Raw genomic sequence first — 19,165 nt, forward strand, 5'->3', positions numbered from 1 at the left:
GAATCAATCCTCTGATTCTTTAGGGTTAACCACACAGTGATTTGATTCGGCAGGATTTTCCTGCCGCGGGTGCCTGCGGCCTGTGCTGCTGGGTTGTCTGGACTCTGTTTAATCGATGCGCAGGGGATTGCGCAGAGGGGATGCTAACATGACGGGAAAGCACGTCGCCGTTTTGATGGGCGGTTTCTCTTCGGAGCGTCCGGTCAGCTTGTCCTCCGGAACGGCTTGCGCTTCGACCCTTGAAGAGCGTGGCTATCGCGTTACGCGTGTTGATGTGGATCGCAATGTTGCCAGCGTTCTTGCCGAGTTGAAACCTGATGTTGCGTTCAATGCGCTGCATGGCCCTTTCGGTGAGGATGGTGCTATTCAGGGTGTTCTCGAATATCTCCAGATTCCCTACACGCATTCGGGTGTACTTGCTTCGGCGCTCGCCATGGACAAGGATCGCGCCAAGAAGGTTGCAGCTGCTGATGGCGTTACTGTTGCTCCCTCGCTTCTGCTCAACCGTTTTGAAATCGGTACAGAGCATCCGATGGAGCCGCCTTACGTGGTCAAGCCGGTCCGTGAAGGTTCGAGCTTTGGTGTTGTGATCGTTAAGGAGGACCAGACGCATCCGCCGCAAATCATCGGTTCGGCTGAGTGGAGCTACGGTGCCGAGGTTCTGGTCGAAAAATACATTCCCGGTCGGGAATTGACCTGCGCGGTGATGGGTGATCGCGTCATGGATGTGTGCGAGATCATTCCGGTGGGACATCAGTTCTACGACTATGATTCAAAATATGTTGCAGGCGCGTCATCTCACGTGTGTCCGGCAAAAATTTTACCAAATATTTACCAAAAAATACAAACAATGGCCCTTACGGCGCATCGGGCAATCGGGTGTCGGGGCGTAAGCCGGTCGGACTTCCGTTTCGATGACCGTTTCTCCGAAGATGGCGAAGTTATCTGGCTGGAAATCAATACCCAGCCGGGGATGACTCCTACCTCGCTCGTGCCTGATATCGCCAAGGCGGCGGGTATCTCTTTCGGTGAATTGTTGAGTTGGATGGTGGAGGACGCGTCTTGTTTGCGTTGAACGGAAAATCGGATGGATATGGGCGCTCGGGCGCGATGCGGGATGCATCGGGTGTGATGAATGCTGCTTTTGTCCTGCCGCGCTTCCTGCGCAAGCCGTTCCGCTTTGCCGTCCGTCTCTTCCAGGGCAATGTCAATATTCCACGCCATGCCGGTACCGTCGGCATGCTGGGTTTTCTCGGTGCGACCGGCCTTTATGGCATGGCGGTCGGCGGGCATACGCCCGAGGTCGTCAAGGCGACTGCGTCCACACTCGGTTTCGCAATTGAGGACGTGAAAGTCGTAGGCAACAACGAAACTTCCGACATCGATATTCTGGGTCAACTCAATCTCGACGGCGAAACGTCTCTGGTCGGTCTGAGTGCCGAGGAGGCGCGGCAGTCCATTGATAAGCTGCCTTGGGTTGAAAGTGCGGAAGTGCGCAAGGTTTATCCGGGTACTGTTCTCGTCTCGCTTCAGGAGCGCAAGGCTTTTGCGATCTGGCAGAACGACAAGGAACTTTCATTGATCGATGCGGCGGGCGATACCATCGTTCCGTTCCGTCCTGGCCGTTATAATGCACTGCCTCTCGTTGTGGGCGATGGTGCCGAGAAAAAGGTCAAGGGTTTCGTCGACGAGATTGCTGCCTATCCCGGTCTGGCCGGAAAGGTTCGCGCTTATATCCGCGTTGGCGACCGTCGCTGGGACCTTCTTCTGGACAATGGCGTGCGCATCATGTTGCCGGAAGACGATCCGTTGAAGGCGCTGGCGCAGGTCGAAAAGCTCGATCAGGAAAAGCATCTTTTGTCGCGCGATATCGCTGCGGTCGATCTTCGTCTCGACGACCGCGTGACGGTTCAATTGTCTGCAAGTGGCATGGAGCAGCGCCAGAAGTTCCTGGCGGAGCGTAAAAAGGAACTATCCCGCACGGGGAAGCGCGTATGAGTATTCTGGGCGGCAAGGGATCATCACAAGGCGGAACTGCAGGGCGCAAGGTGCGCCTGTTAACGGTTCTGGATGTCGGGTCGAGCAAAGTTTCCTGTGTCATCGCACGACTGCGTCCGCATGAAGGCGGCGCGCTGCTGCCGGGTCGCACGCACCGTATGGAAGTACTGGGCATCGGTCACCAGCGTTCGCGCGGCGTCAAGTCGGGCGTCATCATCGATCTGGATGCGGCTGAGCAGTCGATCCGTCTTGCTGTCGATGCAGCAGAACGCATGGCTGGCCTGACCGTTGATAGTCTCATCGTCAATATTTCGGCTGGTCGCCTCAAGAGCGAAACCTTTACCGCGAGCGTCAATCTTGGCGGTCATGAGGTTGAGCAGACAGATATTCGCCGCGTACTGGCCGCTGGCGCCAAGCAGGCGCTTGCTGCTGAACGCCACCTCGTTCACTCGCTGCCGGTTGGCTACACGCTTGACGGTGAGCGCGGTATTCGCGATCCGCTTGGTATGCTGGGCGACAGCCTCGGCGTCGATATGCATGTGCTGACGGCTGATGCGGCTCCGCTGCGCAATCTCGAGCTTTGCATCAATCGCTGCCATTTGTCCGTGGAAGCCATCGTTGCGACGCCTTATGCGAGCGGCCTTGCAGCTCTTGTCGGTGATGAAGCTGAAATGGGGGCGGCCTGCATTGATATGGGCGGCGGCACGACAACGATTTCCGTCTTCTCCGAAGGCAAGTTCATTCACGCCGATGCAGTGGCCATCGGTGGCAATCACGTGACGATGGACGTGGCTCGCGGCTTCTCCACCCGGATGGAAGACGCTGAGCGCCTCAAGGTCATGTACGGCTCTGCTCTGCCGAGCGCTGCCGATGATCGAGACCTTATTTCTGTTCCGCCCATCGGTGACGATGAACGGGACGTACCCAATCAATATCCGCGCTCGGTACTGACGCGGATTATCCGTGCAAGAGTGGAAGAGACGCTTGAACTGGTGCGCGACAGGCTCAACCAGTCAGGTCTTGGACATATTGTCGGCAAGCGTGTGGTTCTGACCGGCGGCGCAAGCCAGCTGCCAGGAATGCCAGAGGCAGCCAGGCGAATTCTTGCAAGAAATGTACGAATCGGGCGTCCTCTAGGAATAGCGGGATTGCCTGAGGCGGCTAAGGGGGCAGCTTTTGCCGCGACCGTCGGACTTCTGATTTACCCGCAGGTGGCGGGGATAGAAGAGCGGTCGGTGAAAGCAGCTTCCTCCGGTCTCATGACCGGTACGGGTGGGCGCATTCAACGTGTCAGCCAATGGCTGAGAGAGAGTTTTTGAGTAAGCATTGAGTGAACTGTTGAAGCAGCGTGTTGAATTAGCATGTCGACTTTTTGGGGCGTGACCATCTGGGTAACAACCAATCCACACCGCGGTGGCGAAGCGGTGGTAAGGCTTAAGAGGAACAAGGACCTATGACTATCAATCTGCAAAAGCCGGATATCACCGAGCTGAAGCCTCGCATCACCGTATTCGGTGTCGGCGGTGGCGGTGGCAATGCGGTCAACAACATGATCAATGCCGGTCTGCGCGGCGTGGATTTTGTCGTAGCCAACACCGACGCTCAGGCTTTGACGATGTCGAAGTCCGAACGCATGATCCAGCTTGGCGCTGCTGTCACAGAAGGCCTTGGTGCTGGTTCCCAGCCAGAGGTTGGTCGCGCGGCTGCTGAAGAATGCATCGACGAAATCGTCGATCATCTGAACGGCACGCATATGTGCTTCGTGACTGCCGGCATGGGCGGCGGTACCGGTACGGGTGCAGCTCCGGTCGTGGCACGCGCTGCCCGTGAACGCGGCATTCTCACCGTTGGTGTCGTGACCAAGCCTTTCCATTTCGAAGGCGCCCGTCGCATGAAGACGGCCGACCTCGGCATCGAAGAACTGCAGAAGAATGTCGATACGCTCATCGTCATTCCGAACCAGAACCTGTTCCGCATCGCCAACGACAAGACCACCTTCGCCGATGCTTTCGCAATGGCTGACCAGGTGCTCTATTCGGGCGTTGCCTGCATCACCGACCTGATGGTCAAGGAAGGCCTCATCAATCTCGACTTCGCCGACGTTCGTTCGGTGATGCGCGAAATGGGCAAGGCCATGATGGGTACAGGCGAAGCTTCCGGTGAAGGCCGTGCAATGGCTGCCGCCGAAGCTGCAATCGCCAACCCGCTGCTCGACGAAACCTCAATGCGCGGCGCGAAGGGCCTCCTGATCTCGATCACCGGTGGTCGCGACATGACCCTGTTCGAAGTCGACGAAGCTGCTACGCGTATTCGCGAGGAAGTCGATCCGGATGCGAATATTATCCTTGGCGCAACCTTCGACGAAGGTCTCGAAGGCGTCATCCGCGTTTCTGTCGTCGCTACCGGTATCGATAAGCAGTTAGGAGACGCGGCGCCTGCGCCGCTGGAATTTCGCCAGCCGGTAAAGCAGACGGCTCAGGCAAAGCCGATGGCTCCGCATGGCGCACTTCGTCCTCCGGTCGTTGAGCAGCCGCGTCAGGTTGACCCGATCGCCCAGGCAATCCAGTCCGCCGAAGCTGAAATTCCAGCCGCACCGGCAGCGCCTGCCGCTTCCGCCGAGCCGGAATTCCGTCCGCAGAGCCGCATCTTCCAGGCTCCGGCACCGGAATCCTTCGAGCGTGCTCCGGTTGCCCGTGCACCGATGCCGCAGGCTCCGGCAGGCCATCAGGCCGTGCAGCCGCAGGCCTACCAGCAGCCACAGATGCATGAACAGCCGGTTCGTGAACCGCGCCCGGCTCCGCGTATGCCTGCCGTGTCTGATTTCCCGCCGGTTGCACAGGCTGAAATCAATGCCCGTCGCGCTCCGCAGCAGCCAGCACAAGAAGAGCCGCGCGGTCCGATGAGCCTCCTGAAGCGTCTGACCCACGGCCTGTCGCGTCGCGAGGATGATCAGCCTGCAGCTCGTCTGGAGCCGGCACAGCATCGTGAACCAGGCATGCGTCCGGCCGAACGCCGTGCTCCGCAGCAGGATTCGTCGATCTACGCACCGCGTCGCGGCCAGCTTGACGATCAGGGCCGTCCGCAGCCGCGTGCCGCTTCGGAAGAAGATCAGCTCGAAATCCCGGCCTTTCTGCGCCGTCAGTCGAACTGAGCGTTTCCCGGGTAAATGCATTCAAGGCCCGCCTGTTTCAGGCGGGCCTTTTTTGCTTTTGAGGTACCATCTTGTATGGAGAGTGTTTCGCTTGAGAATCTGTCTCGACGGATGATCGGCGGTGCAGCGGGGGAGGGTGGAATGAACAATCGTTATGGAAATCTTGCCGCCAGAGTTTATCAGCTGGACAAGCCTGTGGGCCGATCTTTTGGCGATATCGAACTTTACCGTGATTTACTAGCCGGCATTTCAGGCCCCATCCTGGAGCCTGCCGTCGGCAACGGGCGCATGCTCGTCCCGCTGCTGGAATCGGGGCTTGAAGTTCATGGCTTCGACACCTCGCCGGAAATGCTGGCCTATTGCGAGAGCGCCTGCAGAGCGCGCGGCTTGACGGCCAATCTCAGTCAGCAGAGTTTTTCCGATTTCATGTTCGACAGGACGTTTTCTGCTGTCATCGTTCCTGCTGGCTCGATCCAGCTTGTGACTGACATAAAAGAAGCAATCGCGGTTCTGCGGAGGTTCCATGACGCTCTGGAGGAGGGGGGACGGCTCATTCTCGATCTCGATTCCATTCGCTGGCTCAGTGCTCCTGCGGGAGCGATGCGGCATTGGGAGGACGGCGACGATATGCTCACATTGCAGGAAGAGCGGTTGGAGACGGACTTTGCAAACCAGACGACGACCTCTCTGCTACGTTATGAACATTGGAGTAACGGCAAGCTCGTCAACACCGAAATCGAAACCTTCGCTCTCCGTTTATGGGGTATATGGGAAATGGAACTTGCTCTGTGTGCTGCTGGCTTCCAATCCTCGAAGGTGCATGCCAGCTATAAATGCGATGGCGTCATTACGCCGGATAGCGAAATGTTCACTTTCGAGGCTCTGAAAGGCTGAATATCGCGCTCTTTGTAATCTGACGTTAAAAAGCGTGATTTTGTTCAAGCCACGCAAATTATTATTTTAATTGAAACAGGGTATGGTTCGGGCCGCACAAGTTTGTGAACCTTCTGTATTTCCTGTCGCAATTTTAGCTATATCTATCCATATAGACGCAAAGAATTGCGAAATGGGCTGTGTTGAAATTCCGTTTGAACGGCCTGCATTCATTTTATTCAGCAGATTGGAACTGTCTTGAGCGCTTATCAAAGGACAATTGGTCGTGCGGTCACGCTTTCAGGCGCCGGCGTTCATGGCGGGGCTCCGGCTTCGGCGACGTTTTTTCCGGCCGATGCCGATACGGGTATCTTGTTTCAGCGGTCAGACCTGAAGGGCCAGGCGCCGAAAGTGCGCGCCCATGTTTCACAGATTGGCGCAACTGACCTTTGCACGTCGCTTGGACCGAAAGAGACCAAGATTGATACGGTCGAGCATCTGATGGCGGCGATCGCTGCCTTGGGTATCGATAATCTTGTTGTGGAAGTCGACGGACCTGAGGTTCCCATTCTTGACGGTACTTCTGCACGCTTTATCGAAGCTTTCGATGAGGCGGGTATCGTCACGCAGGAAGCGAAGCGACGCTTCATCCGTATTCTGAAAACTGTCCGCGTCGAAGCTGGCGGCTCCTGGGGTGAATTTCGTCCCTTCGCAGGTACACGGTTTGAGGTCGAGATCGACTTCGAATGCCCGCTGATCGGGCGACAGAAATTTGCAGATGATGTGGACGAAGCGACCTTCCGCAAGGAGCTTTCCACTGCGCGTACCTTCGGCTTCATGAAGGATGTGGAACGGCTCTGGGCATCAGGCCATGCGCTTGGCTCCTCACTCGATAATTCTCTTGTCATCGGTGACGATAATTCGGTCATCAACCCCGGCGGTTTGCGTTTCAAGGACGAATTCGTTCGTCACAAGACGCTTGATGCCGTTGGTGATCTTGCACTGGCGGGCCTTCCGTTCATCGGTTGTTTCCGTTCTTATCGCAGCGGGCATAGACTGAATGCTGAAACGGTGAAGGCACTGCTGTCTGATAAGACGGCTTTCGATATTGTCGAGTCTTCTGGTATTCGTCGGAATTCCAGAGCATCTGATTTTGTTGCGGTGAAGCCGAATATCGCCGCTCCCTGGGCGCTCTAATCTCAAGGAAGAAATGAATATGTATCAGTGCACGGCCTTAATTGGGCCGTGTTCACCGGTTCACCTCGCAATTGAGTCGGTGCGCCGTTCTGCGGTGGATTGATCGGGGAGCATCTACCCATCCGGGTGGTCGATACCGGGGACAATTCACACTGGTTACGCGTTTCATGCGCCGTCCGAGGTTTGTTCGGGCCAAATTTTGGCGATAGATCAGCTAGACGATTGCCGATTTCGCTTGCATGTGGTTTATGGACGACCAAAACGGCGTCAGCTATGTTGGGACATTCGCTGATGCTGAATGATTTGTATGGATGGAGCAGCCGTGCGGTGCTAGAAGCACGCAACTCCAAACAGGAATGACGCTGTCAAAAGGCCGGAGACCGCATGACGAGTTTCAAATTCAAGGGTGTGACGAAAACCGCGCTGCTGACTGGCGCTATCGCCGTTCTTATCCCGCTCGCCGGTTGTGCCAGCAAGGACGACGACATCGATCTCACCAAGTATGTAGAGACGATCGATCCTGCCGACAAAACCTACAATGAAGGTCTCGCCAATCTGGATGCAGGTCGCCTCGATGAAGCCGCGAAGAAGTTCGCTGCCGTCGACCGCCAGCATCCATATACGGAATGGGCGCGCAAGTCGCTTGTGATGGCTGCCTTCACCAACTACCGTAAGGGCAATTACGAAGAAGCGATCTCGATGGCGAAGCGTTACAACACGCTTTACCCGACATCCCCTGAATCGGCCTATGCCTATTACATCATCGGTCTTTCCTACTTCCGCCAGATCCCGGACGTGACCCGCGATCAGGCTGCCAGCCGCCGCGCCATTGCCGCGATGCAGGAAGTGGTCGATCGCTTCCCGGATTCGGAATATACCGACGATGCGAAGGCCAAGATCCGCTTCGCCCGCGATCAGCTCGCCGGCAAGGAAATGCAGGTTGGCCGTTATTATCTGGAACGCAAGGAATATCTGGCCGCCATCAAGCGCTTCCGCGGCGTGGTCGAGGAATATTCCAACACCCGTCAGGTGGAAGAAGCTCTGGCGCGTCTGGTCGAGGCCTATTATGCGCTTGGCCTGACTTCGGAAGCGCAGATGGCCGCTTCGGTTCTCGGCAAGAACTTCCCGGACAGCCAGTGGTACAAGGACAGCTACAAACTGCTGCAGAGTGGTGGTCTTGAGCCGCGCGAAAACGGTGGCTCATGGCTGGCCAAGGCTTCGTCGCTCATCACGGGCGGCGGTTCATAATCAGTTTGAGCCCGACATGCTGTCGCACCTGTCGATCCGCGATATTGTTCTGATTGAAAGGCTCGACATCGAGTTCAAGACGGGCTTGTCCGTGCTTACCGGTGAAACCGGAGCGGGCAAGTCCATCCTGCTTGATTCGCTTTCACTGGCGCTAGGCGCACGTGGCGACGCCTCGTTGGTGCGCCATGGTGCCGATCAGGGACAGGTGACAGCAGTATTTGATGTGCCGGGCGCGCATCCGGCCCGGATTTTTCTGCGCGATAACGGTTTTGACGATGATGGTGACATCATTCTGCGCCGCCTGCAGATGGGCGATGGTCGCACGCGTGTCTTCATCAACGATCAGGCGGCTAGTGTTGCTCTTCTTCGCGATCTCGGACGCAGGCTTGTGGAAATTCATGGCCAGCACGATGATCGCGCGCTGATCGATACCGATCTTCATCGGACATTGCTGGATGCTTTCGGCGGTCTGGAACAAGAGGCCGCAGAGGTTCGTGAGCGCCATAGAGCCTGGCGCGATGCGGAAACCGCATTTGCCAAACATCGCGCCCGCGTCGAACAGGCCGAGCGTGAAGGCGATTATCTGCGTTCTTCGGTTGAAGAGCTGACCAAACTTGATCCGCAGCCTGGTGAGGAAGAAGAGTTGGCCGCGCGCCGCGCGATCATGATGAAATCCGAAAAGATCGCCGGTGACGTGAATGAAGCCGGTGAGCTCCTGTCGGGGCAGGGCTCGCCTGTACCATCGCTGTCGAGTCTTGTGCGTCGTCTGGAGCGCAAGATTCCGGAAGCGCCGCATCTGCTGGAGCCGGTCTGCAAAGCGATTGATGAAGCACTGAACAGTCTTGCTCTCGCACAGGACGGTATAGATCATGCCATGCGCGAGATCGATTTCGATCCGCGCGTGCTGGAACAGGTCGAGGAGCGGCTTTTTGCGCTCCGCGCTGCCGCGCGCAAATATTCTGTCGCGGTGGAAGGCTTGCCCGCGCTGCGTGACAAGATGGATGCTGATCTTGCCGATCTGGACGCTGGAGCGGAAAAGCTTATCCAGTTGGAAAGTCAGGCGACTGAAATGCGGGCGGCCTACGACACGGCGGCAGCCAAGCTCTCCGGTTTGCGCAAGGAAACCGCGGAGCATCTGAAGGCTGCAGTGATGGCCGAACTGCCAGCACTGAAGCTGGAGCGCGCAGAATTCATCGTTGAGATGACGACAGACGTGCAAGCACGGGCGACGGAAGGCATCGATACGGTTGAATATTGGGTGCGAACCAATCCGGGTACGCGGGCCGGGCCAATGATGAAGGTCGCCTCGGGTGGTGAGCTTTCACGTTTCCTGTTGGCGCTGAAGGTAGCGCTTGCGGATCGCGGTTCCGCGCCGACGCTCGTATTCGATGAAATCGACACCGGCGTAGGCGGTGCAGTAGCGGATGCCATCGGCCAGCGCCTTGCCCGGCTTTCCGATCGGGTGCAGGTTCTTTCGGTCACACATGCACCGCAGGTGGCAGCCCGTGCCTCCACACATTTCCTGATTGCCAAGTCGGCGACCGATGAAGACCGTATGGCAACCTCGATCCGATCCATTGGAGTGAATGAGCGGCAGGAAGAAATCGCGCGTATGCTTGCCGGCGCCAGCATCACTGATGAAGCGCGCGCAGCAGCGGAACGACTGCTTGCGGAGAACAGTGCACTCGTCTCCTGACAAGACGCTGTCAGGGGATTTGCATGTTCGTAATGTCGGGCCGGTGTAGGCGCGATGCCATTTCTTGGTTATGTTGAGCAAAATTGAATCAGCAGGTTTTGCTCCGCTTATGACCGATGTTTCCGTCGAAAAACTGACCGAACCCGAAGCCGCTTCTGAACTGGAACGGCTGGCGCGTGAAATTGCCCATCATGATGAGCTTTATCATGCCAATGACCGGCCAGAGATTTCGGATGCCGAGTATGACGCGCTGAAGCGGCGCAACGACGCGATTGAAGCGCGTTTTCCTCATCTGGTGCGGGCAGATAGTCCGTCCTTGCGGGTCGGTACTGCACCGGTTTCCAAATTTGCGCAGATTGTTCATGCCCGCCCGATGCTCTCGCTCGGCAATGCGTTTTCAGATGAGGACGTGCGCGATTTCGTGGGCAGCGTCTATCGCTTTCTGGGGCATCTGCCGGATAATTCCATCGCGTTTACCGCTGAACCGAAGATCGACGGACTTTCCATGTCGATCCGATATGAGAACGGAATTCTGGTGAGCGGTGCGACGCGCGGGGATGGCACGACCGGCGAGAATGTGACGGCAAATATCCGCACCATTGCTGAGATTCCCAACAGGCTTCCGGCGGGAGCGCCTTCCGTCGTGGAAGTGCGTGGTGAGGTCTATATGGCCAAGAGCGATTTCCTCGCGCTCAACGAGCAGATGGCCGCCGAAGGCAAGCAGACTTATGTAAACCCGCGCAACACGGCAGCGGGTTCGCTCCGCCAGCTTGACGCCAAGGTGACCGCGAGCCGCAAGCTCAAATTCTTCGCCTATGCCTGGGGTGAAATGTCGGACATGCCTGCCGATACGCAGACGGGCATGGTCGAGATTTTCCGTGAATGGGGTTTCCCGGTCAACCCGCTGACCAAGCGGCTGCACAGTGCGGACGAGCTTCTTGCACATTATCGCGTGATCGGGCTGGAGCGGGCGCAGCTCGATTATGACATTGATGGTGTCGTTTATAAGGTTGATCGGCTCGATCTGCAGACACGGCTCGGTTTCCGCTCGCGCAGCCCGCGATGGGCCATTGCGCACAAGTTTCCGGCAGAACAGGCTACGACGATCTTGCGCGGTATCGACATTCAGGTCGGGCGCACCGGCGCGTTGACGCCAGTGGCGCGACTGGAGCCGATCACTGTCGGCGGTGTGGTCGTGACCAATGCGACGCTGCATAACGAGGATTATATCAAGGGTGTCGGCCTTAAGGGTGAGCGTATTCGCGCAGACGAACATGACATTCGCGTCGGCGATACGGTCATCGTGCAGCGCGCTGGCGATGTGATCCCCCAGATTGTAGATGTCGTGTTGGAGAAGCGTCCGGCTGATGCGGTGCCTTTCCAATTCCCGCATGAATGCCCGGTCTGTGGCAGTCATGCGGTGCGCGAAGAGGGCGAGGCGGTCTATCGCTGCACCGGCGGTCTGACTTGCGCTGCGCAGGCGGTTGAGCGCATTCGTCATTTCGTCTCGCGCAATGCGTTCGATATTGAAGGTCTTGGCGAAAAACAGGTCGAGTTTTTCTTCCATGCCGAAGATGACAGCCTGAAGATCAAATCGCCTGCGGATATTTTCACGCTTCAAAAACGACAAGCCGAATCGCCTCTGAAGAAACTCGAGAACATCGAAGGCTTCGGCGTGACTTCCGTGAAGAAGCTTTACGATGCGATCAATGACCGGCGCGAGATTACCCTGCATCGTTTTCTGTTCGGCCTTGGCATCCGTCACGTTGGCGAGGTGAATGCCAAGCGTTTTGCGCGGGCCTATCTGTCTTATGCGGCTTTTGAAAAAGCTGCTCTGGAGGCTGTACCGCCGAAAGAAGGCGACCGCACCGATAAGGGTAACGAATCCTGGCAGGAACTGATTGCGGTTGAGGGCATCGGTTCCATCGTTGCTGAAGCTGTCGTGGATTTTTATGCGGAGCCACATAACCGCGAAGTGCTGGCCGCTCTTCTCGCCGAAGTAACGCCGCTTGATGAGGAAGCGCGTGTTGCTACCGGTTCGCCGGTCGAAGGCAAGACGGTGGTATTTACCGGCAGTCTGGAACGTATGTCACGCGATGAGGCAAAGGCCATGGCCGAGCGCTACGGGGCAAAGACAGCCGGATCGGTGTCGAAAAAGACCGATCTCGTGGTGGCCGGACCGGGAGCGGGTTCCAAACTCGCCAAGGCGTCGGAGCTTGGCATCGAAGTCATCGATGAAGACGCCTGGTTCACATTGGTCGGAGAAGAATAATGGCCCCGTTCAGTGGATTCGGTGAGAAAGCGATCCCGTTTCTGAAAGCTCTGGATTTTCACCAGAATCGCGAATGGTTCGTTGAGAACAAGGATCTTTTCGAGCAGCAATTGAAGGAGCCGCTTGGCGATCTTGTGGACGAACTGACAGGTCGTTTCGAAAAGGCCGGTCTGCCGTTCAAGGGCGACCGAGTGAAATCGCAGTTCCGCATCAAACGCGATACGCGGTTTTCCAAGGACAAAGCACCCTATAACCGCCACCTGTCTGCACTGCTGTCGCAATCGGGCACGAAATGGGACGAAAGCGGGTGCTTCTATGTCTGCATCGGCCTGCCGGGTGTCCGCGACTGCTACGCCTGTGTGGCTTGGTGGGGGCCGAAGAAGGAACTGCTTCTGGCTATACGCACGGCCATTGCAGAGAAGCCGGAAGAATTCCGCACCATGGTCGCGAAACTCAAGAAAAACGGTTTGAAAATCAGCGACTACGACCGGCTGAAACGCACGCCGCGTGGTTTTGAGGCGGTGACCGATGATGATTTGCTGGAAGCAATTCGCAATCGGCATTTCTCCGTGCGGATGGAAATCGATCCTGAAACGATTACTCGCGCTGATCTGGCCGATCATCTTGTCGACTTCACCGAACGGGCTCGCCCGCTTGTGGACTGGATGCACAGGATCGAAAAGACCGTTCCGCAACAATCATGATCGTTCATGAATGTATCAGCCGGATTTATGAGTGATGCGCAAATGCGGCATCGCTGTTTAATAGTATGATTTTTTGGGAAATCATATTCCAACGCGCTACAGAATTTCCTAGTTACTCTTCATTCGGAGGAGTGAATATTCGTGGATCAGACTTTTCGGCCCGTAAGGGCTTCGGCGCGCGCCGATATTATTGACGGTGTCCGGCGCGGACTTCCGCTTGTCGTTGCCGGAGCGCCCTTTGGCTTGCTGTTCGGTGCACTTGCAGTCGATAACGGATTGTCGCTCGCCGAAGCGGTATTCATGAGTTCCATCATCTATGCCGGTGCCAGCCAGATGGTCGGGCTCGATCTCTTCGGCCAGAACATCGCGCCGTGGATGATCGTCATGTCGATCTTCGCCGTTAATTTCCGGCATGTGCTTTATTCGGCGACTACCGGTCGGCGTATCCGTCACTTCAAGCCATGGCAGAAGGCGCTGGCCTTTTTCGTCCTGGTGGACATCCAGTATGCGGAAGTCGAACAGCGGGCGGAAGCTGGCAAGCCAGTCACGTTTGTCTGGTATATGGCTATCGGGCTGACATTCTATCTGACCTGGGTTCTCGAAGCGCTGATTGGCGGGCTGTTCGGCAATCTGATCACGAATCCCTACGCCTTCGGCATCGACTTTCTGTTGCCGATCTATTTTCTCGGCATGGTGATGAGTTTCCGCCATCGGCAGAACTGGTTGCCGGTCGTGATCGTCAGTGCGGTTTCAGCAGTGGCGGCCTACAAGTTCGTCGGGTCGCCATGGCATGTTTCGCTGGGTGCACTCGGCGGCATTGTACTTGCGGCGATTATTGCCAAGCCACGCGAGGGGGAAGCATAAATGTCCACCACGATCTGGATCATTCTTGCAGGCGCGCTTTGCACCTATCTCACCCGTATTGGCGGACATCTGGTGCTGTCACGCTTCAGCCATGTGCATTATCGGGTTGAAGCGGCGCTCAACGCCGTGCCTGCAGCCGTTTTAACGGCCATTGTGGCCGCCCCCGCTTCTGATCACGGCTGGCGGGAACTGCTCGTCCTCGCAGTCTGTATCGTGCTTTCGCTGCGGCTCAGTATGATGACCATGTTCTTTGCGGGCGTAGCGCTTTTGATCGCGCTACGCCATTTCACCGTGTGAAGGCTTTATCAAAGCGGCGCGGTTGCCGCTTCGAGCCATTTGCGTTCAGCGTCTTTGAGATGGGCTGAAAGCTTTTCGCGCACGCTGGCATGGTAGTGATTCAGCCAGTCGATTTCCTCCTGCGTGAAGAGCGACTTGTCGATCAGGCGCCGATCGATAGGGCAGAACGTCAGTGTCTCGAAGCCCATCATCGGAATGTCGCCGCCTTCCAGCACTTCCGGTTCGGTGACGATGATGAGGTTTTCGATGCGGATGCCGAATGAACCTGGCTTGTAATAGCCGGGTTCGTTGGAAAGGATCATACCCGGCAATAGTTCCTGCGCGCCCTTCTTCGAAATGCTCTGCGGGCCTTCATGCACCGACAGGTAAGAGCCGACGCCGTGGCCGGTTCCGTGTGCATAGTCGAAACCATGCTTCCATAGTGCGATACGCGCCAGAACGTCGATATCCTGCCCGCGTGTGCCTTTCGGGAAGCGAGCCGTCGTGATCGCAATCACACCTTTCAACACGAGCGTGAATGCCTTGATCGTCTCTGGCGTTACCTTGCCGATGGGGACGGTGCGGGTGATGTCTGTGGTACCGTCGCGATATTGTGCGCCGGAATCGACCAGATAGAGTTCACCGTCTTCAAGCGTTCTGTTGGTATCGGTATTGACGCGATAATGGATAATTGCGCCGTTTGGCCCCGCACCGGAGATCGTGTCGAAAGATATGTCTTCCAGCGGCATCTGGAAGTCGCGCCCGGCATCGGTGCGCGATTGTTCCAGCTTCTGTGCTGCGCCGATTTCATCGATTGTGCCGGGCTTTTGCGCGTCGATCCATGAGAGGAAATTGACCATCGCCACACCGTCACGCTCATGGGCAGCGCGTGAGCCGTCAAGCTCGGCCTTGTTCTTGATTGCACGTGGAATACGAGCAGGGTCTTTGCCTTCGATTACACTGCCACCTGCGCTGGTGACAATGAGGCGAAGTTTTTCGGCTGCAAGAACTGGATCGAGCAGAATAGTCTCGCCTTCCGCTGCGCGAGCGCTGAGATGTCCTTCCAGATCGCTCGGCGCCGAGAGCTTGGCGAGCTGGGTCAGATAGGCGCGCGGTTCAATGGCGAGCTTGCGTTCATCGATGAAAAGCTCTGGTTCACCCTTCGCAGGAATGATGGCAAAGCTCAGCGGAAGCGGTGTGTTGGACACATCCTTGCCGCGGATATTGAATACCCATGCGACCGATGACGGGTCGGTCATGACGGTAGCAAGAGCGCCGCTTGCGGCAACTGCTGCTTGCATTTCCTTGATCTTGTCTTCAGCTTCATGTCCTGCGAAACGGGCCGGCTGGATAGTGACTTCCGCCGTCGGCACTTCGGGCTGATCATCCCATACGGCATCGACGAGATTGATTTCGACCGGAACGAGCTGACCGCCCTGAGCCTCCAGTGCTTCACGTAAACTGCGGGCTTCGGAAATGGTATGGAGCCAAGGATCGAAGCCGATATGCAGGCCCTTGCCGTTGTCTGCCAGCCAGGAAGCCGGCGGATTTGTAACGAGGCTTTCATAGGAGAAGACCTTCGGATCGGTCTGGGCGCGGACCTGCAGCTCATAACGTCCATCAACGAAGATATAGGCACTGTTCTTGAGGATGAGTGCGGCACCGGCCGATCCGGTGAAGCCGGTCAGCCAGGCGAGGCGCTGCGCATGGGGTGGAACATATTCGCCCTGATGCTCATCCGCGCGAGGAACCAGAAAGCCGTCGAGGCCAAGTTCAGCCATTTTCGCGCGCAGCTTCGCTACGCGTGGGCCACCATTGGCCGGATTTGTGGTGACGTCGAAACTCTGAAAAGCCATGGGCGTAACTCGCAAAAATGAGGAAAGCAGCTTTATTTCAGGTGGATCGCCACCCAGCCTTCGCGATGCAGCGTCTTCTGGTGGGTGAGTCCCTGCGCCTGATAGGCAGCGAGCACCGCATCGTGCTGGCTGTCAAGTATTCCGGAAAGAATGATGGAACCACCGGATGCCATATGTTCCTTGAGGGAAGGAGCAAGCTCAATCAGCGGATTGGCAAGTATGTTGGCGACGATCAAGTCGAATGGCGAGTAGGAACGGAAAATCGGGTGGTCGAAGCCTTCCGCCGTCGCCGTGACGATATGTTCTGCCACGCTGTTCTTGGCGGTATTTTCGGCAGCGACCGTAACGGCAACGGGGTCGATATCGGTAGCCAAAACCGGAATCGGAGCGAGCTTGGCGATGGCGATGGCGAGAACGGCGCTGCCGGTGCCAAGGTCAAGCGCATTGGTCGGATGTTCGTTGTTGACGGTTTCCTCGATCAGTTCGAGACATCCTGCGGTCGTTCCATGGTGGCCAGTGCCGAAGGCAAGGCCGGCATCGATTTCGATAGGAATGTCGCCTGCTTCGATCTTATCGCGGTCGTGCGAGCCGTGGACAAAGAAACGTCCGGCCCGGACCGGCTTCAGTCCTTCCAGCGAATGCGTGACCCAGTCGATGTCAGGCAGTTCCTCGACGGCGAAAAGGCCTATCCCCACCAGCGCATCGATCCGGCTCGCGACATCTTCGGCATCGTCCTCGACATAGACCGAAACCTCGAAAATCTGCCGGTCTTCGTCAATCTCGGTGATAGCGATGGGAAAGCCGTCATCCTCGAAAGCTTGTTCGAGAATATTGTAGACGCGCTCGGCTTCCGCCTTATCCGCCGAAAAGAAAAGTCGTGATTGGGCCATGAAGTAAAAAGCTCTCTATCTTTGACGCATTTCCGATGGAAATGCTTCGGAGCCTCTACTTAGAGCATTTCCAGCAAAAGTGCGAAGTGGTTTTACGTCGGATAATGCGTAAAACCAAATAGCCAGCGTGGATTTACGATTCGGCTTCTCACCGGAACTGCACTAGCCCTTTGCTCCCCCTTTGGCCAGATTCTTCAACTTTTCCAGAGCCGTATCCGGGTTTTCCTGATAGGCGATGGTGCTGCGGAAGCGGCCGCCCTTGTCGAGCAGAAATACCGATGCCGTATGATCCATCGTATACTCACCGTCTTCACCCGGAACCTTCTTGGCATAGACGTGGTACGACTTGACTACATCAGCAATATTCTGCGGTGTGCCGGTGATGCCGATGATGCGATCGGAAACGTTGCCCACGTAGGTCTTCATGACTTCCTGTGTGTCACGTTCCGGGTCGACAGTGATGAAATAGGCCTTGATATCACTGGCTTCCGGCCCGAGCTGTTTCAGCCAGCCATCCAGCTCGTAAAGCGTGGTGGGGCAGACGTCCGGGCAATGGGTGAAACCGAAAAAGATGGCTGCGGGTGTAGCGCGCAGGTCCTTCTCTGTAAAAGGCGTTCCATTCATGGTCACGAGGTTAAGTGAACCACCAAAAGGTTCTTTTGCTGCCTGCTTGTCGCGAAAAAGGTTGAAACCTGCAGCGCCGACAATAACGACGATGAAGGCGATGATGAAGATGGGCAGGAATTTTTTCATGTCCAGTCAGCCTTGAATTTCCGAACGCGCCTTGCTGCGCTGCTCAACAACCTATCTTTTCTTTATGCGCTGCAGAACCGTTGATATAGCCGCATCCTGCCATCATTAAGAGCATGGCGTTAATGTACTGCTATCTGCTCAATTTTCAATAATTTCTGAAATTTTTGACTATTTGTCGCGTGTTGGAGCATGACGTTTCAAAAAGTGTCATCTGATTGCTTTCCGCGCGCGACCAAAGTTGAACAAGCACTCAACTCTTTACATTTTGCAAGCTTGATCGAACTGTTATAATTCCGTCATAAAATAGCAATTTATTGTGAGAGCCATAGTGGAAATCGATTATGTAATTGCTTGGGTCGATGGGCAGGACCCGGCGCATATGGCTGCCAGAAGACAATTTGCTCCCGATTCCGCTCGCACGCATTTTGAAGCCATAACCAGCGAACGTTATCTCGATAATGGCGAGATTTATTACAATATCGCTTCTGTCATCAAATTCGCGCCGTTCATCAAGCGCATCTTCATCATCACCGATCATCAGAAGCCACGGCTCCTCGATGCGTTCAAGCACGAGGGCAAATGCGATGCCTCCTTTATCCAGATCGTGTCACATGATGACATTTTCGAAGGTCTGCCTGCTGTCCGCCCTTCGTTCAACGCCCGCGCTATCGAAGGCGCGATGTGGCGGATACCCGGATTGTCGGAACATTTCATCTATTCCAACGACGATTTCTTTGTGAATGCACCGCTGACAATTTCCGATCTCTATGAGGACGAACGTCCCGTTCTCCATGGTGATTGGGTGCGACCTGAAAACACCCACTGGAAGTACAAGCTGCGCCGATTGCTCGGCAAGATATCGCGATACGAATATACGTTTCCGAAATTCCGGATGGCGCAATGGAAAGGCGCCGTTGCCGCTGGCATGAAGGATCGTTTCATGTCGATCCATCATCACCCGCACCCGCTACGGCGCAGCACGCTGGCAACTTTTTTCGCCGAGAAACCCGATGTTCTGAATAAGCAGATCAGTTTCCGGTATCGGGATATCGAACAGTTCAATACGGTTGCTCTTGCCAATCATCTGGAAATCTTGCGGCACAATGCTTCCGTTCGACCGACGAGAGAATTGGCTTATCTTGATTTCGTCCAGGAGAAGCGTTGGGCGGAAGAACTGGCGGCAATCGAATCAGGATCAGCGCCTTTCGGCTGCGTGCAGGGGTTCGAGCGTTTCGCTCCCGCGTTCCGTGGCCAGGTTCACCAGACCCTCATTGCGAAGTTTGACGATGTTCTGCCGAATGTTATCAAGGATTATCTTTCCGGCGAGGAAGATGGTTCGCAGGAAGCGGCTTAGGCATTCGTTCCAGAGCTGGCTGCGCGGTAGGAA

General features: G+C 56.2%; 16 protein-coding genes. 13 read left to right on the forward strand and 3 right to left on the reverse strand.

What is annotated here, in order from left to right:
* The first annotated feature begins 148 nt into the window (after window positions 1-148).
* From JNC70_RS07950 to JNC70_RS08005, 12 genes are all read left to right on the forward strand, one after another.
* Window positions 149-1,075: a D-alanine--D-alanine ligase gene (locus tag JNC70_RS07950; protein ID WP_104755972.1), complete on the forward strand. Its 927-nt coding sequence runs from the start codon at window positions 149-151 to the stop codon at window positions 1,073-1,075.
* Window positions 1,063-1,998 (forward strand): cell division protein FtsQ/DivIB, encoded by a 936-nt coding sequence (locus tag JNC70_RS07955; RefSeq protein WP_104755971.1) that lies wholly within the window; start codon window positions 1,063-1,065, stop codon window positions 1,996-1,998. The genes JNC70_RS07950 and JNC70_RS07955 overlap by 13 nt, the downstream gene beginning before the upstream one ends.
* On the forward strand, window positions 1,995-3,317 hold the full coding sequence (gene ftsA, locus JNC70_RS07960) for a cell division protein FtsA (RefSeq protein WP_104755970.1): 1,323 nt from the start codon (window positions 1,995-1,997) through the stop codon (window positions 3,315-3,317). The genes JNC70_RS07955 and ftsA overlap by 4 nt, the downstream gene beginning before the upstream one ends.
* A gap of 134 nt (window positions 3,318-3,451) precedes the next feature.
* Window positions 3,452-5,149: a cell division protein FtsZ gene (ftsZ, locus tag JNC70_RS07965; protein ID WP_104755969.1), complete on the forward strand. Its 1,698-nt coding sequence runs from the start codon at window positions 3,452-3,454 to the stop codon at window positions 5,147-5,149.
* Between the two features lie 141 nt (window positions 5,150-5,290).
* On the forward strand, window positions 5,291-6,043 hold the full coding sequence (locus tag JNC70_RS07970) for a class I SAM-dependent methyltransferase (protein WP_104755996.1): 753 nt from the start codon (window positions 5,291-5,293) through the stop codon (window positions 6,041-6,043).
* Between the two features lie 237 nt (window positions 6,044-6,280).
* The gene (lpxC, locus tag JNC70_RS07975) at window positions 6,281-7,219 is read left to right on the forward strand and encodes a UDP-3-O-acyl-N-acetylglucosamine deacetylase (protein ID WP_104755968.1); all 939 of its coding nucleotides are present in this window, start codon (window positions 6,281-6,283) and stop codon (window positions 7,217-7,219) included.
* A 384-nt stretch (window positions 7,220-7,603) separates the two neighbouring features.
* The gene (locus JNC70_RS07980; protein WP_104755967.1) at window positions 7,604-8,467 is read left to right on the forward strand and encodes an outer membrane protein assembly factor BamD; all 864 of its coding nucleotides are present in this window, start codon (window positions 7,604-7,606) and stop codon (window positions 8,465-8,467) included.
* 16 nt (window positions 8,468-8,483) lie between these two features.
* Window positions 8,484-10,163, forward strand: coding sequence for a DNA repair protein RecN (gene recN / locus JNC70_RS07985; protein WP_104755966.1), 1,680 nt, complete (start codon window positions 8,484-8,486; stop codon window positions 10,161-10,163).
* 109 nt (window positions 10,164-10,272) lie between these two features.
* Entirely contained in the window at window positions 10,273-12,435 is a 2,163-nt protein-coding gene (gene ligA, locus JNC70_RS07990; protein ID WP_104755995.1) for an NAD-dependent DNA ligase LigA, read from the forward strand.
* The gene (locus tag JNC70_RS07995) at window positions 12,435-13,139 is read left to right on the forward strand and encodes a DUF2461 domain-containing protein (protein WP_104755965.1); all 705 of its coding nucleotides are present in this window, start codon (window positions 12,435-12,437) and stop codon (window positions 13,137-13,139) included. The genes ligA and JNC70_RS07995 overlap by 1 nt, the downstream gene beginning before the upstream one ends.
* Window positions 13,140-13,280: 141 nt before the next feature.
* Window positions 13,281-14,003 (forward strand): AzlC family ABC transporter permease, encoded by a 723-nt coding sequence (locus JNC70_RS08000; RefSeq protein ID WP_104755964.1) that lies wholly within the window; start codon window positions 13,281-13,283, stop codon window positions 14,001-14,003.
* A complete protein-coding gene (locus tag JNC70_RS08005) occupies window positions 14,004-14,300 on the forward strand; it encodes a branched-chain amino acid transport AzlD family protein (protein WP_061346017.1) in 297 nt (98 codons plus the stop codon).
* Window positions 14,301-14,308: 8 nt separating this feature from the next.
* Here the strand turns inward: JNC70_RS08005 and JNC70_RS08010 are convergent, their stop codons facing one another.
* The 3 genes from JNC70_RS08010 to JNC70_RS08020 form a co-directional block, all read right to left on the reverse strand.
* Entirely contained in the window at window positions 14,309-16,135 is a 1,827-nt protein-coding gene (locus JNC70_RS08010) for an aminopeptidase P family protein (RefSeq protein WP_104755963.1), read from the reverse strand.
* Between the two features lie 32 nt (window positions 16,136-16,167).
* The gene (locus tag JNC70_RS08015; protein ID WP_104755962.1) at window positions 16,168-17,025 is read right to left on the reverse strand and encodes a 50S ribosomal protein L11 methyltransferase; all 858 of its coding nucleotides are present in this window, start codon (window positions 17,023-17,025) and stop codon (window positions 16,168-16,170) included.
* Between the two features lie 162 nt (window positions 17,026-17,187).
* Entirely contained in the window at window positions 17,188-17,778 is a 591-nt protein-coding gene (locus JNC70_RS08020; RefSeq protein ID WP_104755961.1) for an SCO family protein, read from the reverse strand.
* A gap of 328 nt (window positions 17,779-18,106) precedes the next feature.
* Here JNC70_RS08020 and JNC70_RS08025 point away from each other — a divergent pair, with 328 nt between their 5' ends.
* The gene (locus tag JNC70_RS08025; RefSeq protein ID WP_104755960.1) at window positions 18,107-19,132 is read left to right on the forward strand and encodes a stealth family protein; all 1,026 of its coding nucleotides are present in this window, start codon (window positions 18,107-18,109) and stop codon (window positions 19,130-19,132) included.
* The last annotated feature ends 33 nt before the right edge of the window (window positions 19,133-19,165 follow it).

This window comes from Brucella oryzae (assembly GCF_041929965.1).
Lineage (GTDB): Bacteria > Pseudomonadota > Alphaproteobacteria > Rhizobiales > Rhizobiaceae > Brucella > Brucella oryzae.

Bases quoted from the DNA above. Each gene is read 5' to 3' on its own strand.
- JNC70_RS07970 (WP_104755996.1), top strand. From the start codon at position 5,291: ATGAACAATCGTTATGGAAATCTTGCCGCCAGAGTTTATCAGCTGGAC.
- JNC70_RS08015 (WP_104755962.1), bottom strand. From the start codon at position 17,025: ATGGCCCAATCACGACTTTTCTTTTCGGCGGATAAGGCGGAAGCCGAG.
- JNC70_RS07995 (WP_104755965.1), top strand. From the start codon at position 12,435: ATGGCCCCGTTCAGTGGATTCGGTGAGAAAGCGATCCCGTTTCTGAAA.
- ligA (WP_104755995.1), top strand. From the start codon at position 10,273: ATGACCGATGTTTCCGTCGAAAAACTGACCGAACCCGAAGCCGCTTCT.
- ftsZ (WP_104755969.1), top strand. From the start codon at position 3,452: ATGACTATCAATCTGCAAAAGCCGGATATCACCGAGCTGAAGCCTCGC.
- JNC70_RS08010 (WP_104755963.1), bottom strand. From the start codon at position 16,135: ATGGCTTTTCAGAGTTTCGACGTCACCACAAATCCGGCCAATGGTGGC.
- JNC70_RS08005 (WP_061346017.1), top strand. From the start codon at position 14,004: ATGTCCACCACGATCTGGATCATTCTTGCAGGCGCGCTTTGCACCTAT.
- ftsA (WP_104755970.1), top strand. From the start codon at position 1,995: ATGAGTATTCTGGGCGGCAAGGGATCATCACAAGGCGGAACTGCAGGG.
- JNC70_RS07980 (WP_104755967.1), top strand. From the start codon at position 7,604: ATGACGAGTTTCAAATTCAAGGGTGTGACGAAAACCGCGCTGCTGACT.
- recN (WP_104755966.1), top strand. From the start codon at position 8,484: ATGCTGTCGCACCTGTCGATCCGCGATATTGTTCTGATTGAAAGGCTC.
- JNC70_RS08020 (WP_104755961.1), bottom strand. From the start codon at position 17,778: ATGAAAAAATTCCTGCCCATCTTCATCATCGCCTTCATCGTCGTTATT.
- JNC70_RS07950 (WP_104755972.1), top strand. From the start codon at position 149: ATGACGGGAAAGCACGTCGCCGTTTTGATGGGCGGTTTCTCTTCGGAG.